This is a genomic window from Alteromonas sp. D210916BOD_24 (genome assembly GCF_047159385.1).
Classification (GTDB): domain Bacteria; phylum Pseudomonadota; class Gammaproteobacteria; order Enterobacterales; family Alteromonadaceae; genus Alteromonas.
In genome coordinates, this window is the sequence record NZ_AP038333.1 from 2,911,195 (window position 1) to 2,929,717 (window position 18,523).

The window sequence follows — 18,523 nt, forward strand, 5'->3', positions numbered from 1 at the left end:
CCCCTTTATCATGTTGGTATTATTATGAAAAGAATTGGAATTTTAGGGGCAATGGACGAAGAAGTTGCATTGCTTAAAGCCTCACTACACGATCTTCAAGAAACTCAATGGAAACACCTGACGTTTTATGTTGGCCACTTAAATGGCATTGAAGTAGTGTTGGTTAAATGTGGTATCGGCAAAGTAGCAGCCGCTATTGCCACCGCGGTACTAATAGAACAATATGCGCCGGACGCTGTGGTTAATACAGGCTCAGCAGGGGGATTTGACCAGAACCTAAGCATTGGTGATTTAGTGATTGCCAGTCATGTCATTCACCATGATGTCGATCTCACTCACTTTGGCTACAAACTTGGTCAATGTGCGGGCATGCCAGAGCAATACAGCTGTGACGACGTGCTTATCAATACCGCTAAACAAGCCGCGGCTGAAATAGCATCACTACAATCTACCACTGGCTTAATTTGCACGGGCGATGCGTTTATTGGAAGTGATGATGCCGTAGCAGAATTGCGCAAGAATTTTCCCGATATGAAAGCGGTTGAAATGGAAGGCGCAGCCATTGGGCAGACTTGCCATTTATTGGGTACGCCATTTCTAGTTATTCGCTCCTTGTCTGACATCGCCGGAAAAACCTCTTCAGTCAGTTTTAAAGAGTACCTTGATACCGCAGCGAAGCACTCTGCAGAACTTGTAATGGCAATGATAAATAAACTTGCAAAATAGATGGACTTATTAACTAGCGGTATTGATTATCAACCGCTACTGGTTCTTTGGCTGGCTATTGCCGTAGATGCTATCTGGCGATGGCCACAACGCACACACCCGCTCACATTCATGCGCTATCTACTGCGTCAAATGGGCCGTAAAGTGCTACCTTCTGCCGAATACGGACCTACTCAACACTACATATCTGGTACCTTAGCGGCCTTAGTGCTGCTATCTCCCCTTGTCGTGTGCCTGACACTATTAGTGTATATGGCTGAATACCCCGTTTTTTTTGAAGCGGTAATCATGGTAGTTCTGTTAGATTTTGGCTTCCAGCGTCAACAATACAACAAAGTTCTCAACAGTATTGGACGGAATAAGAAGTCCCTTTCAAGGGAAATGGTGGCCATTATGACCGCCAGACAGTGTGATACGCTGACAGACGTTGGTATCGCAAAGGCCGCCATTGAAGCGTTATGGCTTAAATTTCTCTATTTATATTGCGGTGTTATCGTTTATTTCGTTATTGCAGGACCGATAGGCGCCTTAATTTATCGCCTGTTATTGCTGACCTCCTGGCAGTGGCATTATCGCGCCAAAGGCATGTACTATTTTGCCATGCCAGTTCGCAAAGTCGTATCGATACTGGTGATCCCACCGGCCCTACTAGGGAGTGTTATTACCCTGATAGTCAGTCATCCTATCAAAGGGATCAAGGCTGTCAAAAACTCACCAGTGAAGGATGGTACTTCGCTGTTATTGGCCTTATTGGGTGGCGTGTTAAATATTAAACTAGGTGGGCCCGCGATATACGCGAACAAAAAATACCGCTACCCTCGAGTGGGAGGCAGAAATGAAGTGAAATACTCTCACATGTTAGTCGCGCGCTCTACGATAATCTATGCCATGATAGTGGTGGCAGTAGTAGCATCATTATGTCTGCTGTTTCAAGGAACCCACTGATCCTACTTGGCAAGCGTCGGGATCCTTCAATTATCACTGTTCACAATACACAAGATAAACACCGTGAAAAAACGCTATTTTTTATGCCTTGGCTTGTTATTTTGTCATTCCATCATGGCTCACATTGACGATGTAGAAGAAAAAAGCCACAGCATCATTGCTCAGTCCGAACAACATGACTCATCGATAGTAGATAAAGGCATCACCATCGTCAGCCTCGCCCCCCATTTAACAGAGTGGGTATTCAGTTTAGGTTTGGGTAATAACCTACTTGGGGTAAGTGATTATAGTGATTACCCCGCAGCTGCCCAATCACTTCCCAGAGTGGCAGATTACCAAGGCGCAGACATTGCCGCTATCGTAGCACTAGAGCCAGATCTCGTTCTAGCGTGGGAGGGAGGAAATAAACCTCAAGACGTGCAGAAACTGACTGCCATGGGTCTGAACGTATTTAGTACTAAAATCACTCACATTTCTGATATCCCAAAGGCACTGTTGCAATTGGGAGAGCGCACTGGAACAAGCCATTTAGCCTCGCAACTTGCTACTCACTTTCTCGCCCAACTTGGTGATCTGAAAAACAAGTACCGCAGTGAGAAACCCAGACCGGTTTTCTACTACACCTGGTCTTCACCACTCATGACGGTAGGGCCAAATGCATGGGCCAATAAATTGCTTAGTGTGTGTGGCGCTAAAACCCTGTTTGACGACAGCCCGGTGGATTATCCGCAAGTATCAGTAAAAGAAGTACTGATTCGACAACCCGATGTGATAGTGGCCGCCAGTCACCAAAGTACTAACGAATTAGAAAATTTCTGGGCCCCCCATCGCCCATATATTAAGGCACCATTGGTGGCGGTAAACCCTGACATTACCAGTCGCTTTTCGTTAAGACTCATCAGTGAGCTAAACGTGCTTTGTAAAGGTATCAACAATTGATTGATAAGACTATACTCGAGCACATTCCCATTTAAACCCGTGATGATTTTAGGTTACTGATGAAAATTGCTTTACCAATGATGTTTGCCATTGCTGGCATTGTTATGTCTATCTCGATACCGCATTCAGCTAACGCTAATTCACAAACCTCAGTGGCGCCATCACCCCATGTGGTTGAGCGAGTAGCCAATAAGGAATGGTTACTACTCGATGTTCGCTCTACAGAAGAGTTTGCACAAGGTCATATACCTGGCGCGATGAATATTCCTTTTGATGAAATCGATCACTATCTCGCTGAATTAGATACACATAAAGGTAAACCCATTATCATTTATTGTCGTTCTGGCCGCCGCGCACGAATTGCGATGAAGGTTTTAGCCGATCTAAACTTTCCTGACGTGATGCATCTCGAAGGTGATGTGGAGGGCTGGAGTGAAGCTGGGTTACCGCTAGAGCGTAGGTAAATAGCATAGTCGTCGTTACCCTGAGGACGTAATTACGTTGAGAATTTGCTACTTCCACATTGGTGAATTCGTATGTTAATCGTACCTTATGTGATAGACTTTCCCTCTGTATTACAGGTCAATATTGCTAATGAAAATAGATATCGCCACTCCCGCTATGTTATTCCCAGCCATTTCATTATTGCTATTGGCTTATACCAACCGCTTCTTAACCTTAGCCACTATTATTAGAAACTTCTCTAAAGAAGAACGCGATGACAACACCCTGGCGCAAATCAAAAACTTACGTCTACGCATACAGCTTATCAAGCGTATGCAGATTGCTGGGGTAGGTAGCTTTTTCCTCTGCGTTGTTTCTATGCTTGCAATTTATCTCACTTACCAACAGGTAGGTAATTGGGTATTTGCAGCAAGTTTAGTATCACTGCTTTACTCGTTGTGGATGTCGGTTAGAGAAATCCTCATATCTGTCGAAGCCTTAGACGTGCACCTTGACGGTATGAAACAGGCCCATAATAAAAAGAAATAAGTTTTTACCTATGAAAAGCATTTCCTCGACCAAATCTGATGTGCATTATGCGCCGCTTGCGCCTGAGTACTTTGAAGGTATCGTCACCCTTGGTAACCAAGTCCACGGTGATAATTACCTGACGTTAGATTTGATTACTCAATATTATACCCAAAGCTTTCACGATGGCATCAATGCCAGTTGGGTGGCGCTGTCAGGTACAGATGATCAGGTAGTGGGTTTTAGGCTGACTTTTGCCCATAGCCAATGGCAAACCGATAAATGGTGCTCGCCTGACATGTGGCCCGTCGATAAAAACAAAGTGTGTTATTTCAAATGCAATACCGTATCTCCAGCCATGCAGGGGCTTGGGATTGGCAGCATCTTACTTGAAAAATCTATCACCCAAGCAAAGGCGCAGGGTGCAGTAGCAGGACTTGCTCACATCTGGCTTGCCAGCCCAGGTAACAGTGCATTTAAATACTTTGCCAAAAATGGTGGTGAACTCATTAAAAAGCACCCTAATAAATGGCGCTATGCCTCTATTCACGAGAACTACGATTGTCCTGTGTGTGAAGGATATTGTGAGTGTGAAGGAGCAGAAATGCTGCTTCGTTTTTAATTTATTAGGCGCTTTACATGTACGATCCACTTATTTCACAACGGGTGATGCCAAATCTGTCTTTGCCCAAAAGCTACTGGCACGGTACTTATCAATGTCAAAGCCCATCCTCGTTAACACACAATATTACTACTGAATATCTTATTGTCGGGGGGGGCTATACTGGGTTATCTGCCGCCATGACGTTAGCAGAAGCGGGCAAAGCGCCGGTTCTCATTGACGCAAATGCATTGGGATTTGGATGCGCAGGTCGCAATGGCGGGTTCATTTTATCCGGCAGTGGTCGAATGTCCTTAAACGCTATTGAAGCTAAATGGGGCTGTGATATCGCAGACAGCATGAAAAAAGAATTTGACGGTGCAGTGAACTTGCTAAAGTCTCGAATTCAACAATACGACATGCAGGTCGACTTGGCTGATGGACCTTATTTTAAATTAGCTCACACTGCCAAACAGGCTGGTGTTTTACATAGCAATGCCACTGCGCTTGCGACCCGGTTTAAAGACCCTAGTACACTGCTAAGTAAGCAGGAAATTGAAAACAAATTCGCAATTAAAGGCGTTTTTGGTGGGGTCGAAGTCAAGGGCGCCTGTCTTCATCCCTTAAAATTAGCCGATGAGTACGCAAGAGTAGCGCAAATGCTTGGAGCAACCTTGTATTACCATACGCCGGCATTAAACATTGAAAAACACCCCAGTGGCTTTGTTGTCACTACGCCTACCGGTGTGATTAACGCGAAGCATGTACTGCTAGCCAGTAATGCTTATACCCCAAAACACTTCAATAAACTCGTCGATAACAAACAGTTTCCCGTGCAATCCAGTATTTTTGTCACCTCGCCTATGAGTGAGCAACAAAAAAACGCTACAGGATTGAATGGCCCAATGAGCTTCATGGATACCCGTATGATGAAGTATTATTATCGTGTGTTACCCGACGGGCGATTGCTGTTTGGGGGACGGGGCGCCGTCACTGGCCAACATGCCGATAAGCCACAAGAAAGGCAACGACTCTACCGCGCGATGCTGAAAAGTTTCCCCGCGCTGGAAGGTATCACAATGGACTATTTTTGGAGTGGTTGGGTAAGTGTTTCTCTGGACAATATGCCGCGCATATTTGTCGAAGAAAAGCAGAACAATGCCTCTCGCATGGGTTATGCCATGGGCTACTGTGGCTCTGGGGTATCCTTTGCCGCTTTCGCAGGTATGCGTCTTGCGCAACGAATGCTCGATGACAGCGAAATAAATCTTTCTCTGCCCCTTTACCAATCGCCATTACCTTCTTACCCTTTTGCCAGCTTTAGGCGGCTAGCATTGCGCGGCTTGTATCAGTGGGCAAAAGTAGCTGAAAGGTAATCGGTTATCGCGAACTTAGTTTACAATAGCGACAAACTAATCTTAGACCTGTTAAAGGTGTAAGTACAAAAAAGCCCGCGGTTAACACGGGCTTTCAACTGATATAAAAAAGGCATTACGCCAAGGTGATACGCGCAAACTTTCGCTTACCAACCTGATAAACATTTTCACCTTTTTCAGTGATAACCAAACGCGTGTCTTCCACTTTATCGCCGTTGATTTTCACCGCACCTTGTTTAATCATGCGCATAGCATCTGATGTTGAACCTACTAAATTAGCCTCTTTTAGTAAGTTACCAATGGCAATACCTTCATCGCTAAGCGCAATTTCAAGCTCAGGCATATCATCAGGAATGGCGTTTTTCTGGAAACGCTGAATAAAATCCTGATGTGCGCCTTCTGCAGCCGCTTCATCGTGGAAGCGTGCAATAATTTCTTTGGCAAGCATGATCTTTATGTCCCGTGGGTTTTCGCCATTTGCCACACGGGTTTTAAGATCTGCTATTTCTTCCAGAGGGCGGAAGCTGAGTAGGTCATAATAACGCCACATCAAATCATCAGAAATCGACATCACCTTACCAAACATATCGTTAGGTGCATCTGTAATGCCGATATAGTTGTTAAGTGACTTAGACATCTTTTGAACACCGTCCAAGCCTTCTAGCAGCGGTACCATTACAATCGATTGTTGGGTTTGCCCCTGCTCTTTCTGAAGCTCTCGGCCCATTAGCAGGTTAAAGCGTTGATCGGTACCACCAAGTTCTACATCAGCTTTCAGTGCAACCGAGTCCCAGCCTTGAACCAGTGGATAAAGAAACTCGTGAATAGCGATAGGCTGGCCATTGGTGTAACGCTTTTTAAAGTCATCCCGTTCTAACATTCGGGCAACGGTTTGGCTTGCCGCGAGCTTAATCATGCCCGCCGCGCCCAGCTTATCCATCCATTCAGAGTTAAAACGTATTTCAGTTTGATCTTTATCTAAAATCTTAAATACTTGCTCTTGATAGGTTTTTGCGTTTTCCAGTACCTGTTCTTTACTCAGGGGCTTGCGTGTTACGTTTTTACCTGTAGGATCACCAATAAGGCCGGTGAAATCACCAATAAGAAAAATCACCTTATGGCCAAGTTGCTGGAAGGTTCGCAACTTATTAATAAGTACTGTGTGACCAAGATGTAGATCAGGCGCCGTTGGATCAAAACCCGCCTTAATAGTCAGGGTTTTACCGGATTTTAGTTTTTCAATTAAATCCTCTTCGGGGAGAATTTCGTCAACACCCCGTTTAATCTCAGCCAACGCTGTTTGCCAATCTTTCATTTCTAAGTCACACTCTTTGATAAGACTAAATTAAATTTTGGCGGCATTTTACGCGTACAAGGGAACCATTAAAAGGTTTACGCGTCAAAAACCGGATTACAAACAGTCAAGTCGCATAATCGAATAGGTATTTTGAATTATCTACTTGAAGTCTGGCTAACATTAGAACGTACCAAGAAAAGCTGGAAACAGGCTGACTTAGCCTCAACAATTTGCGCTAACATTATAATGAGAAAAGTTGCACGTAAAGCAACGTATGTGGATCCGTGTTGTACACATAACACATCTCAGGTGGGCAGTAATATGAGACAGAAATTAGACGCCTCAAAGGCGCTCAATTTATTCAAAAAATTACCGAAACAGCACAGAACGGGATTAGCTGTTGCTAGCTTGTTTCTGGGTGGACTAATTCTATTACCTTCTGAGCCAGTAGAAGCAAGTCGTCATCAAGAAGCCTATACACTGGATGCGGGTGTCCGTTATCCTGTGGAGCTGCATATCGCGCCGTCGTCTAACGTGTTTACAGGTGAAGAAGAGTCAAACTGGCAAACCTATAAAGTACGCAGTGGTGACACACTGGCTAAGTTGTTTAAGCGGGCGGGATTTAGCTCACGCGACGTTTACAACGTGACTCAGGCAGGTGAATTATCAAAAACGCTAGTGACCTTGCTGCCGGGTGATGAATTGTCGTTTAAGGCTAAGAGTGACGGCAGTTTTGGCGAACTCAAGTACAAGCTCTCTTCCACAGAGACTCTATTCGTGCGCCCAATGTCAGGTGATGAGAATGGCGCGCTGACAGCAGATTTGGAAAAACGCGATGTTGATATCCGCTATAACTTCGCGCAAGGTGAAATAGAATCGAGCTTTTGGAATGCGGCGGTTGACGCCGGGCTAACCAGCAATCAGATAATGAATCTGGCAGGCATCTTTGGTTGGGATATTGACTTCGCCATGGAAATCCGCTCTGGCGACACTTTCAACGTGGTTTTTGAAGAGCAATACATTGACGGTGAATTCGTAGGCTATGGCGACATTGTGGCCGCTGAATTCACTAACCAAGGTGAAAAGTTCAGTGCTATTTTGCATGAAGACGGTACGTACTACACGCCTGATGGCCGCAGTATGCGCAAGAGTTTCTTGCGTGCACCAGTTAATTTCAGGTATGTCAGCTCGAACTTTACTAAAGCCCGCTTTCACCCAGTACAAAAGCGTTGGAAAGCCCATAGAGGTACAGATTACGTGGCAGCGGTAGGCACACCTGTGATGGCGGCAGGCGATGGCAAAGTGGTTAAGTCAGCTTATGATAAATACAACGGCCACCATGTGTTCATCCAACATGGGGAAAAATACACGACCAAGTATTTACACTTCAAAAAGCGTACAGTTAAAGTGGGTGACACGGTAAAACAAGGCCAGACTGTAGGCTATTTGGGAAGTACAGGTATGGTAACTGGTGCTCACCTTCACTACGAGTTTCTAGTTGACGGTGTACACAGAAATCCGCGTACGGTAGAGCTACCCAAAGCGCTTCCCATTGCTAAGGAAGAGAAAGAAAGATTCATGGAAATTGCCGCAATACGTCAAGAACAGCTAGATAATAACAAGCGCATTATGCTTGCGATGAAATAGCCGCTTTATGGCAAAATACATTGGCCTGATGTCAGGCACCAGCATGGACGGCGTAGACGCCGTCCTATGCGACATTACGCCGCACTCTTGCATTACCTTAGCTGCGCATTCCGTTCCCTATCCCCATGATCTTTTACTTACCTTAAACGCACTGTGTATTGAAGGCCCAGACGAGCTAAACACGCTCGCCATCGCTGACAGACGCGTAGCAGAAACCTTTGCTGATGCTGCGCTGGGTTTATTAGCCAAGGCGTCCCTTTCGCCACACGACATTACTGCCATAGGCTCACATGGTCAAACCGTTCGCCATCACCCTAATAGCGATGTCCTATCGGTACATTTCAGCAGTGCAGCGGTGCGCGGCTTCACATGTCAAATCGGCGATCCCAATACCATCGCGGTACTTACCGGGATTGACGTGATAGCGGATTTCAGAAGAAAAGATATTGCCTTAGGTGGACAAGGCGCCCCGCTGGTTCCCGCCTACCACAATGCGGTTTTTGCCCACCCACAAAAATACCGTGCACTGGTTAACATTGGCGGTATCGCAAACGTTTCGCTGTTATCCCCAACCTACCTGCATTCGCCGCCGAAAGGTTTTGATACGGGTCCAGGAAATACCTTAATGGACAAGTGGATTTCCCTTCACTTGAATAAAAGCTTTGATGAAAATGGCCAGTGGGCTGCATCAGGTGAAGTTCATGAAGAGTTACTCACCCTACTTATTCAGGATCCGTACTTTTCATTGCCGCCCCCCAAAAGTACCGGACGAGAATATTTCAATATTGATTGGCTCAGTAATGCACTAGGTCAGTTTTTCCCTTCATTAGCACACACAGGGCTTGAAACACCAACGCCTCATATTGCGCCACAGGACATTCAGGCAACGCTGTTAATGCTGACCGCCACGACCATTGCACAAGATCTAAAGCGTTACTTCTGTGCGCAAAATGAATATGGCGAGCCCAGTGAAGTCATTGTCTGCGGTGGTGGAGCATTTAACCAAACTTTAATGACGAGGTTGCGGGACAAGTTAACGGACGTAGACGTCTGTGACTGCCATGTTCTGAATATCCACCCCCAACATGTGGAAGGCGCCGCTTTTGCCTGGCTAGCCTACGCTTATATGAATGATATCCCAGCCAATGTACCTGAGGTGACAGGCGCATCTAAAGCAGCGGTGTTAGGTGGTCTATACAAAAAAGGGTGATACGCAAAGATGCGTTAACATCACTTACCTAATCCCCCTGCAGGTGGGCTTAGGTATAAAAAATCCCGAGCCCGCGTATGGATAGGCCCGGGAGAAGGAGAACATCTTCAAACATACTATCGGCCACGCCATTCAATTCCTTGAATCACATCGCCGATTGACTTACTGGCTACTCATCAAGCTTGCCATGCTGGCTTTACTAGAGAAGTGCTGAGCACATATGCGTTCACTGGTTTTCAAATACAGTGAGTCGATGGCATCGTTTGCCATAAACTTATCGCAAAAACCCGGCGCATAGGGTTCAATAAAATGCTTGGCTGCCAACATAAAATGGGCAATCAGTTGTTTAACGTTATCGGTGCCCATGGCAATTCGCATGGTGGTCAGTTCAATGCCCGCTTTCTTTTGCTCGTCGGTACTTAACTCAGAATGTGAAGTGAGCGCCGGACACAGAATAATGGTGTTGTTTTGCCCTATACTGACTTGATGACTAAACGCTGGCTCTAACGCATCAAAGAATCGGGTAAACACGTCTCTGGGAAGTTGGGCTGGGGCCATATCAACCGTGAATAGCGTACACGGCCAGCCGTGGGTGTGTTGTTTTTCTCTTAAACCCGCATTACTGTGTTCAGGCAGCGCATGACAATTCACCCGAATGTAGTCGTGTGCATTGAGAAATTCGGTAAACACTTGCGTATTGATCACTTTGGTCATCATTCGCTGTTCAAGGGTTTTCATTCCATTTAAGACGTCGAAGGCTTTCTCAGAATCCAAAAACGCGCCTTTTATGTAGTACACGTCCCAGAACATGGTTTGTGACCAATCCACACCGTTAACACTGCTACCTTTAGGCTGAAACATACGATGACCTTCACCAATCACCACACCTGCGGTGGTGGCACCACTCCCACAAAGATCTTTGGTATAGCTGTGTATCACGTAATCAGGTCTGGCCGCCTTATTGATGTGCTGTAGCGGCTGATGAAGTACCGGTGTGGCTAATGTCGAATCAAGCATAACCAGTGCGTCCTGTTGATGAGCAATTTCGCAGATCCCCGGCACATCCAGTACATAGCCGTGAGGGTTACAGGGCGATTCCAGGTATACGTGCAATTTCGCGCCGTCAGACAGACGGGAAGCATACGTTTGCTGTGTTTGATGCATAAATTGCGCAAAGCTTTGTGCGTCGTACCCATCAAACCATGCAATTTGAATATCCATGCGATTGCTTCGAGCGAAGTAATCGTGAAGTAATTGGTAAACCCCGCCGTAAACATTGCGGGATACAATCAGAACGTCCCCGTGACTCAACACATTGGAAAGACAGGCATCAATTGCTGCCATCCCCGAATTGAAGTTCCACGCAAGATAATCGGCAGCGTAAGGCCCAGCTTCTAAATCGACAATGGCATTCGCCAGTGAAATATTGGTAGGGTTTAACAACCGAGAATAAATTTGGTGAGTAAACTCTTTGCCTTGGAAAGCGTCATCAACCCATTCAGTACAGGCGTATACGTAGGTAGCCGTGCGCACCACAACAGGTGTGGCAGAGAATAAGGCCGTCACGTTGTCAAATAAGGGGTAATGACCTTGAGAGCCATTGCCTGAGGAAAGACTTTGATACGTAGCTCGAAATGGATTTTGTAGCGTATCGAGAATTTTGGCGATTTGAAAAGAAAGAAACTTTTTGGCATTGAAATACGCCACCCTGTCTTCTTTATCAAGCCCTTGTAATGTATTACTGGTAATTTCCCACAGTTGCATTACGCTTGACTGCGCACCATACAAATGGTGTGCAGTTTGCGCCAGCGCTTTGCCATAATGGCTATCGGCATCTATACCAAAATGTGCCAACTGCTCGTCGACTAAGGCTTCAACTGTAGTGGCTTGAGTAGTATTGCGTTTAGGCGATAGCACGCTGGCGTGTTTAATCTGATTATCAGTAGCTTGACCATCGCGACTCGATGAATGAAGAGAATGAGAATTTGACTGCATAGTGGTTCCGTTAACTTTTGATACCAACACTCTTTGGTATTACTTCTATCTACTTACAAAAATGTAAATCTTAATTAACAAATTTAGAACAACTCGATGTGCGAAAGCACTGTGAGAAAGAGGAAAGAAATGTTTACTTTAGCGGTCGAAGGCAAGTGAATATGGCGAGTTCAAAGGGGATCAGCGTCACTATTTTAAGCGATGAAGCAGAAGATATTGCGCAAGCCATACACCAAAAGATGGACGAAAACGGCGATTGCCGTTTGGACAATGGCATGCCATTAATCCACATAGCGTTAGTAACGTCTTCCCCCAAAGCTGTGGATACCGCTAACACACAGGTACTATTAGCAGATCCAGATCTCGCCGCTGAAATCGTTTTGGATTGTCATACTCTGCGTTGGATTCAGTCCACATGGGCAGGGAATGCTCCCTTATTGAATTTAGCCAAAACGGATTACCTGCTCACGGGACTCAAGGGGGTGTTTGGCAAACTGATGCGAGAATATGTGTTTGCCTATTTGCTGCAACACGCACGCAGTGTCAGCGACTTCAGTACCAATCAACGGGCCAGCCCGCCTTTCTGGAAAACCATACCCCGATTTCCGTTAGATGGGCAAACGCTTGGAATTACTGGGCTTGGCAACATTGGCGAAGCGCTGATCCCTGTTGCCCATGCATTTGGCATGAAAGTGATTGGACTCAGTAGAAGCGGCAGATCGGTTTCAGGTACAGAAAAAATGTATACAGCAGAGACGCTTGTTGAGTTTGCTCAGCGCTCAGATCACGTGGTGAATTTAATGCCAGAAACGCCCGCCACGCAGAATCTGCTCTCTTATGATTTCTTCCGCGCGCTTAAGCCTTACAGTGTTTTTATTAATGCGGGACGAGGCAGCGCAATAAACGAAGAAGCACTTCTAACATGTCTGAACGAGCAGTGTTTTAAGCACGCTGTGTTAGATGTATTTAGACAAGAGCCTCTGGGATCGGCTCATCCTTTTTGGCACCATCCAAGGGTGTCGGTAACCTGTCACACTGCTGCAGAGTCGCAGCCTTCAGATGTGGCTACCGTATTTTTGGATAACGCAATGCAATTTATCTTGGGTCGCCCTTTGCACTATCGACTCGATTTCGAGAAGGGCTATTAGCGCTTACTAGACCTTCAAACATTCGCCTTGCCTTGACGGCACGTAGAGCACTAAAGAATTACATAGCAAAGGTCAACAGGCCCTAGTCTAGTCACGTACTCAGCTGCGAGGATCGGTAGCCGTGACTTCTATTCTGTGATGATGTCTTTCATGAAAGTCGAGTAACTGGGGGTAGGCTTTCATGTCGTGAAGTTCTCTAAACAGTACCCAATCCACCATGGTATAAAGGCATATCTCAGGATAAGTCCAGCCACTAAACCCGCCCGCATCAATCTGTTCAGCCAGTGCTGACAATACCGCTTCAATGCGCTCATTTTGAAGCCGGAAATACATTTTATCCTGATTGATATCAAACTCTGACCGCTTGAGTAACATTAACTGCACAAAAGAATCATTGGCGGCATCAATCAAAGTTAACTGATTCTCTTCTTCCCATGTCAACCCGTCGTGATCTAATTTATCAGCCAGGTAGCTGTATATAATGCGAGAGTCAAAAAGCATTTGACCGTCATCTTCCAAGCACGGCACTTTCAACGTTGGGTTACGAGATGCTAATAGTTCGCGATCTTCACCAGAAAAAATTTGTAAATTTAAAAAGGTGTGTTCAGTAGACGATAAAACAATTCGAATGCGTCGAACATAGGGAGACGTGGTTGAGCCATACAGTTTCATAGGCACCTTCTTGAAGTTGCTGGAAATCTATGGAAACAGTGTAGCCGGATTTTTCGCGTAAAGGGAAGCGTTAAAATGGGGTTACCGACAGGTATACTGAGGTGTATGCCTGTCGTTATGATGTAGACGTTTTAAACACTAAAACTTGAACCGCAGCCACAGGTAGTGGTTGCATTCGGGTTTTCCACCAAGAAGCGAGAACCTTCCAGGCCATCTACATAGTCCACCACGCCCCCCACAAGGTACTGTAAACTCATAGGATCGACGACTAGCGTAACACTGTCTTTCTCGATGGTCATATCGCCTTCATTTACCTTTTCATCAAATGTGAAACCGTATTGAAAGCCAGAACACCCACCACCTGTTACGTAAACACGCAGTTTTAAATCAGGATTTTCTTCTTCTGTAACAAGGGCTTTAACTTTCGCTGCTGCCGCGTCAGAAAACTCAATTGGCAACGCCGTTTCTACAGACATACCCACCTCTTATCGATTACTGTGCGCAATTGCACAAGCTTAAGTGCAATTATCTAATACTTGAGTATTTCCATCAACTATTGGGGCAAAACTTAACGAAACAAGCGTTAGCTGAGGTTATTGTTGGACAGTCTGGCGTCTATTCTTTAGAAGCGCCATACTCCAAGCGCCTGTAGAGTATTTTCGTCCTGTTGAGTGCCAAGTTTATTATTCCAGTACTGATATTCAACGCCCACATACACTCTATCGTTAACGTCAAACAAGGCTTTTCCCACATCCCAACGCACTTGTACCTGTGCTAATAGCCAGGATTCAACTCTCACTCCGGCAATTTCTGACGCCCTTTCGTCGATATACTCCATATGACCTTCTATATAAAATTGCTGAGATTGAAGGGGAAGTGCATAACGCCAGGCTACATCTACCATCCAGCTATCGCCGTGCTTTGGCGCACCGCCTTCTGCGAGACCTTCGCTATCATCAATATACGCCGTAAGCGTCAAATTGAGAAAATGGAAACCCTCTACATCAAATTGAAGTTGTATACCGGGTAGGTATTTAAGCACATCGGACTCAGGTGCCATATTAAACCCCATCACCAGGCTGATATCTTTAATCCAATCATTGCTTAAAGGTGTTGCAAGGAAAGTACTGGCACTCAAAGTGGGATACCACTCTGCGTAAAGCGTGTCTTCATTACCCGCACTGGCATAGTCAACAAACAAAAAGTGTTGTCCGTATTCCCAACCACTGGCATGTTGAAACGTAAATATCAGGGTCTCCTCTTTCGTACCGGCATCTTGTGTAAAAGGCTGGATCAAGTTGCCCTGCTGAATATGAAGTTCGTTGATACTCCACAAAGAAGCGGAAACAGAGGTAGAAAGGGCAGCCATTACTATCGCCAATGAATAAACATTGAAATTCATGCTGTAGTCCTGTTAGCTTAATTTGACAGCTAAGTCTAGACGCTCTTTTCAAAACCGCTAACTTTGCCTGTTAGTTATACAAACCGACGATAGTGAAATAATCATCTTTTTACGGGAACCAAAAGCGTGACTATGACAAGTTCAGAAAAAAATACCTCCGCTTCATTAGTACTGTATGAACAGTTTCCCGCTTCTCGCTTTACCGACAAAGAGAGTTATAAGGCAGCACTACTTGCTCGTCAGGAGCAACTATTTCACGTACAACAATCCTATTACCATCAAAAAAAGCGCGCCTTGATTATTTTTGAAGGTTGGGATGCCTCTGGAAAAGGTGGCGCGATCCGACGGGTAACCGAAAAACTCGATCCCAGAGGAGTCAGTGTAATGCCCGTTGGCAAACCCCGAACCGATGAACAGGAAAAACACTTTCTTTATCGGTTCTGGCAACATATTCCTGCTCCAGGCACACTGGCAATATTTGATCGTTCACACTATGGGCGTGTGCTGGTCGAGCGCGTAGACAATCTCATTGTGAAAGCGCAATGGCAGCGCGGTTATCAGGAGATTAACGACTTTGAGAGGACGCTTAACGATAGTGGGATCCGCATTGTGAAGCTGTTTATGCACATCTCCTCTAAGGAGCAGCGTGAACGGTTTGAAGAGCGATTACACAATCCGTTTAAACGCTGGAAACTCACGGAAGAAGACCTTCACAACCGCCGCCAGCGAGGAGAATATATAAAAGCCGTCAATGAGATGTTTAAGATGACCAACACGGACTACGCGCCCTGGACTATTATTAATGGAGAATATAAGTGGCAAGCGAGAATCGATGTTCTTGACACAATTATCGAGAAATTAAGCCACGGCGTTAATATTACTCCCCCTCCGCTTGATGAAAAGCTTATCGCCCTGGCATCCCGTCAGCTCGATATCAACGAATCCCTGTTGAAGTCATAATAATCTCTGTGTAAGGCATTGTTTTGCTAATAAGTCCTTGATGTGAGTAATAACACAGTCACAATTGCTAACAAATTAGTTGCAACCTTATTAGTAGATCCCAAATCAAACTATTACACTTGGATAACATGACGTTGTCGCCCCCTTCGAACCGTTTGTCCCTCGCGGGCCATTATTAATTTGCTCCGAACGATTTTCAGGCTAGCAGAAGGCGTAAAAGTCAGAAATTATAGATATATCACAATAAAAACATTGTGAGTGCCCATGATTGACCTTGCAGTACATCGTTAGCCCTCGCCGCCTCGTGAAAAAGTCACAGTAAGTGAGTATCAACCACTTCCTCACGTGGCAGGGAAAGAGCATTGCTCATTACCTGTATTTAATACAAGTGACAGCAACTACTGCATTTCACAATGGCCACTCAGTTATAACAAGGATCACCTATGTCCAAACTTAGCGTTTTCTGTCTTTCTGCTATTATGCTCAGCGGCGCCACCGCTGCTAATGCAAAGGAAGGCATGTTTACCCCAGAGCAACTTCCAGCTATTGCCAAAGATTTAAGCAAGACAGGGCTTGCCATTCCCGCAGACAGTATTGATGATTTAACCGCCTTTCCAATGGGCGCTATTGTTTCATTAGGAGGGTGCTCGGCATCGTTTGTATCTGACGAGGGACTAGCGGTAACCAACCACCACTGTGCCAGAGGCTCAGTTCAGTACAATAGTACGCCTGAGCACAATTATTTGAAAGACGGGTTTCTTGCTGCTAACCAAGCACAAGAACTGCCTGCGGCACCGGGAACGCGAATGTTTGTTACCGTTGGTTTCGCTGACGTTACCGATAAAGTAACTGGTTCAATTGAAGACAGTGTGCAAGGAAGAGCACGCTTTGATCGCATTGAAGCCAACCGCAAAGCGTTGATCGCTGAATGTGAGTCTGAGCCAGGATATCGCTGTTCTGTCCCCTCCTTTTTTCAGGGCTTAGAATATAAGCTGATCAAGCAAATGGAAATACGCGATGTACGCATCGCCTATGCACCTGCCGACTCCATTGGAAAGTACGGTGGTGATATCGACAACTGGATGTGGCCAAGGCATACCGGCGACTTCTCTTTTTACCGTGCCTATGTAGGTAAAGACGGTAAACCCGCTGATTTTGACAAAGACAATGTGCCGTTTAAACCGGCCCACTTTTTGAAAGTTTCCGCCGCAGGATTACAAGATGGAGATTTTGTGATGGCGGCCGGCTACCCAGGTTCGACAAATCGTTATGCCCGTTTATCTCAGGTATCTTATACCTTTGACTGGCTCTATCCGTCCTATTTGTCGTTAGTAGATGAGTGGATCAAAACCATTGAAGGCGCTTCTGAAGAAGGCAGTGATGCACGCATTAAATATGAAGCGACTCTGGCCAGTTTGAATAACTTTCATAAAAACACACTAGGCCAGTTATCAGGTGCAAAACGGGTGGGATTGGTTCCTCGCCGTGCCGCAAGAGAGGCTGAACTCGCGCAATGGCTAGATAACAACAATGCCTCTGAGCTAAAGCACGCACTTCAAGACCTTGACGCAGTCAATGCTGAAAAGATCCAAATGAATAAGCAAAATTTTTGGTATAACAACTTATCTCGTGCCCAATTGCTTTCCTCTGCCCAGACACTCTATCGCAATGCCGTAGAAAGGGAAAAACCCGATGCGCAAAGAGAATCTGGATTTCAAGAGCGGGATCAAATTCGCTTGAAAGAGGGCGTTGAGCGTATAGAGCGTCGTTTTGATGCCAAGGTCGATAAAGCTGTCTGGCAAAAGATGATCGCCATGTACCTCGAGCAACCCAAAGCAGATAGAGTTGCCGCTTTTGATGAAGTGTTAGGCATTGATGAGACCATCACCAGCGACGTATTGGCCAATAAACTAGACGCGTTCTATCAGCAAACCAAGCTTATGGAAAAGCAAAACCGCGTAAACTGGCTTACTGCCTCAAAAGCAGATTTTGAAAAAAGTGAAGACCCCTTTATCCGTCTAGCGGTAGCCCTGTTTGATACCGAGATGGCGATTGAAGACCAAACCAAAACCCTGCAAGGGAAAGCGGCTGCACTTCAGCCTAAATACATGCGCGCCATTATCGACTGGCAAAAATCTAAGGGCAGCCTAGCCTACCCTGACGCTAACAGTACACTGCGCGTGACCTATGGCAATGTTATGGGCGGCTCACCTAAAGATGGCCTAATCTACGAACCCTTTACCCGCTTAGAGGGCATCCTTGAAAAAGACACCGGAGAGTCACCGTTTGATGCGCCACAAAAGCAACTCACTTTGATAGAAAATCATCAATATGGTCCCTACAAACTCGATAGCCTGGGCAGCGTTCCGGTTAACTTTTTAACCGATCTTGATTCAACGGGCGGCAACTCGGGCTCGGCAACACTCAATGCCAACGCTGAGCTGGTAGGGTTACTGTTTGACGGAACATTTGAGAGCGTCAACTCTGACTGGGATTTTGACCCTAAAACCACCCGCACAATTCACGTAGATACTCGCTATATGCTGTGGGTTATGGAATATGTGGATGAAGCGGCCAACCTCATCAACGAAATGACTATTGTTAAATAAATTAAAGTAAACTGGCTAATTCAG

The 18,523-nt window shown here is 45.6% G+C and carries 17 protein-coding genes; 12 read left to right on the forward strand and 5 right to left on the reverse strand.

The window, feature by feature from the left end:
- Nucleotides 1-24: 24 nt before the first annotated feature.
- From ACMCM8_RS12700 to ACMCM8_RS12730, 7 genes are all read left to right on the forward strand, one after another.
- Nucleotides 25-726, forward strand: a complete 702-nt coding sequence (locus ACMCM8_RS12700; RefSeq protein ID WP_412722984.1) for a 5'-methylthioadenosine/adenosylhomocysteine nucleosidase — start codon at nt 25-27, stop codon at nt 724-726.
- Nucleotides 727-1,671 carry a cobalamin biosynthesis protein gene (locus ACMCM8_RS12705; RefSeq protein WP_412722985.1) on the forward strand — a complete coding sequence of 315 codons (945 nt, stop codon included), beginning with the start codon at nt 727-729 and terminating at the stop codon, nt 1,669-1,671.
- 63 nt (nt 1,672-1,734) lie between these two features.
- Nucleotides 1,735-2,610, forward strand: a complete 876-nt coding sequence (locus tag ACMCM8_RS12710) for a cobalamin-binding protein (protein ID WP_412722986.1) — start codon at nt 1,735-1,737, stop codon at nt 2,608-2,610.
- 59 nt (nt 2,611-2,669) lie between these two features.
- Nucleotides 2,670-3,074, forward strand: coding sequence for a rhodanese-like domain-containing protein (locus ACMCM8_RS12715; RefSeq protein ID WP_412722987.1), 405 nt, complete (start codon nt 2,670-2,672; stop codon nt 3,072-3,074).
- A 130-nt stretch (nt 3,075-3,204) separates the two neighbouring features.
- Nucleotides 3,205-3,603: a DUF2721 domain-containing protein gene (locus tag ACMCM8_RS12720; RefSeq protein ID WP_412722988.1), complete on the forward strand. Its 399-nt coding sequence runs from the start codon at nt 3,205-3,207 to the stop codon at nt 3,601-3,603.
- Nucleotides 3,604-3,613: 10 nt separating this feature from the next.
- A complete protein-coding gene (locus ACMCM8_RS12725; protein WP_412722989.1) occupies nt 3,614-4,204 on the forward strand; it encodes a GNAT family N-acetyltransferase in 591 nt (196 codons plus the stop codon).
- Nucleotides 4,205-4,221: 17 nt separating this feature from the next.
- On the forward strand, nt 4,222-5,559 hold the full coding sequence (locus tag ACMCM8_RS12730; protein WP_412722990.1) for an NAD(P)/FAD-dependent oxidoreductase: 1,338 nt from the start codon (nt 4,222-4,224) through the stop codon (nt 5,557-5,559).
- Between the two features lie 115 nt (nt 5,560-5,674).
- Here ACMCM8_RS12730 and tyrS read toward each other — a convergent pair whose 3' ends face one another.
- Complete coding sequence (gene tyrS, locus ACMCM8_RS12735; RefSeq protein WP_412722991.1) at nt 5,675-6,874, reverse strand: tyrosine--tRNA ligase; 1,200 nt, start codon at nt 6,872-6,874, stop codon at nt 5,675-5,677.
- Nucleotides 6,875-7,177: 303 nt separating this feature from the next.
- On the opposite strand from tyrS, the gene ACMCM8_RS12740 reads away from it, so the two are divergent.
- On the forward strand, nt 7,178-8,503 hold the full coding sequence (locus ACMCM8_RS12740; RefSeq protein ID WP_412722992.1) for an OapA family protein: 1,326 nt from the start codon (nt 7,178-7,180) through the stop codon (nt 8,501-8,503).
- A gap of 7 nt (nt 8,504-8,510) precedes the next feature.
- Nucleotides 8,511-9,713 (forward strand): anhydro-N-acetylmuramic acid kinase, encoded by a 1,203-nt coding sequence (locus ACMCM8_RS12745; RefSeq protein ID WP_412722993.1) that lies wholly within the window; start codon nt 8,511-8,513, stop codon nt 9,711-9,713.
- 162 nt (nt 9,714-9,875) lie between these two features.
- Here the strand turns inward: ACMCM8_RS12745 and ACMCM8_RS12750 are convergent, their stop codons facing one another.
- Nucleotides 9,876-11,708 carry a trans-sulfuration enzyme family protein gene (locus ACMCM8_RS12750; protein ID WP_412722994.1) on the reverse strand — a complete coding sequence of 611 codons (1,833 nt, stop codon included), beginning with the start codon at nt 11,706-11,708 and terminating at the stop codon, nt 9,876-9,878.
- A gap of 161 nt (nt 11,709-11,869) precedes the next feature.
- On the opposite strand from ACMCM8_RS12750, the gene ACMCM8_RS12755 reads away from it, so the two are divergent.
- The gene (locus ACMCM8_RS12755) at nt 11,870-12,856 is read left to right on the forward strand and encodes a D-2-hydroxyacid dehydrogenase (RefSeq protein WP_412722995.1); all 987 of its coding nucleotides are present in this window, start codon (nt 11,870-11,872) and stop codon (nt 12,854-12,856) included.
- A gap of 99 nt (nt 12,857-12,955) precedes the next feature.
- Here ACMCM8_RS12755 and ACMCM8_RS12760 read toward each other — a convergent pair whose 3' ends face one another.
- From ACMCM8_RS12760 to ACMCM8_RS12770, 3 genes are all read right to left on the reverse strand, one after another.
- Nucleotides 12,956-13,528 carry a glutathione S-transferase family protein gene (locus ACMCM8_RS12760; RefSeq protein ID WP_412722996.1) on the reverse strand — a complete coding sequence of 191 codons (573 nt, stop codon included), beginning with the start codon at nt 13,526-13,528 and terminating at the stop codon, nt 12,956-12,958.
- A 131-nt stretch (nt 13,529-13,659) separates the two neighbouring features.
- A complete protein-coding gene (gene erpA / locus ACMCM8_RS12765) occupies nt 13,660-14,004 on the reverse strand; it encodes an iron-sulfur cluster insertion protein ErpA (protein WP_412722997.1) in 345 nt (114 codons plus the stop codon).
- A 146-nt stretch (nt 14,005-14,150) separates the two neighbouring features.
- On the reverse strand, nt 14,151-14,930 hold the full coding sequence (locus ACMCM8_RS12770; protein ID WP_412722998.1) for a hypothetical protein: 780 nt from the start codon (nt 14,928-14,930) through the stop codon (nt 14,151-14,153).
- Nucleotides 14,931-15,062: 132 nt separating this feature from the next.
- On the opposite strand from ACMCM8_RS12770, the gene ACMCM8_RS12775 reads away from it, so the two are divergent.
- Entirely contained in the window at nt 15,063-15,890 is an 828-nt protein-coding gene (locus ACMCM8_RS12775; RefSeq protein ID WP_412722999.1) for a polyphosphate kinase 2 family protein, read from the forward strand.
- Between the two features lie 443 nt (nt 15,891-16,333).
- Entirely contained in the window at nt 16,334-18,499 is a 2,166-nt protein-coding gene (locus tag ACMCM8_RS12780; RefSeq protein WP_412723000.1) for a S46 family peptidase, read from the forward strand.
- Nucleotides 18,500-18,523 lie beyond the last annotated feature (24 nt).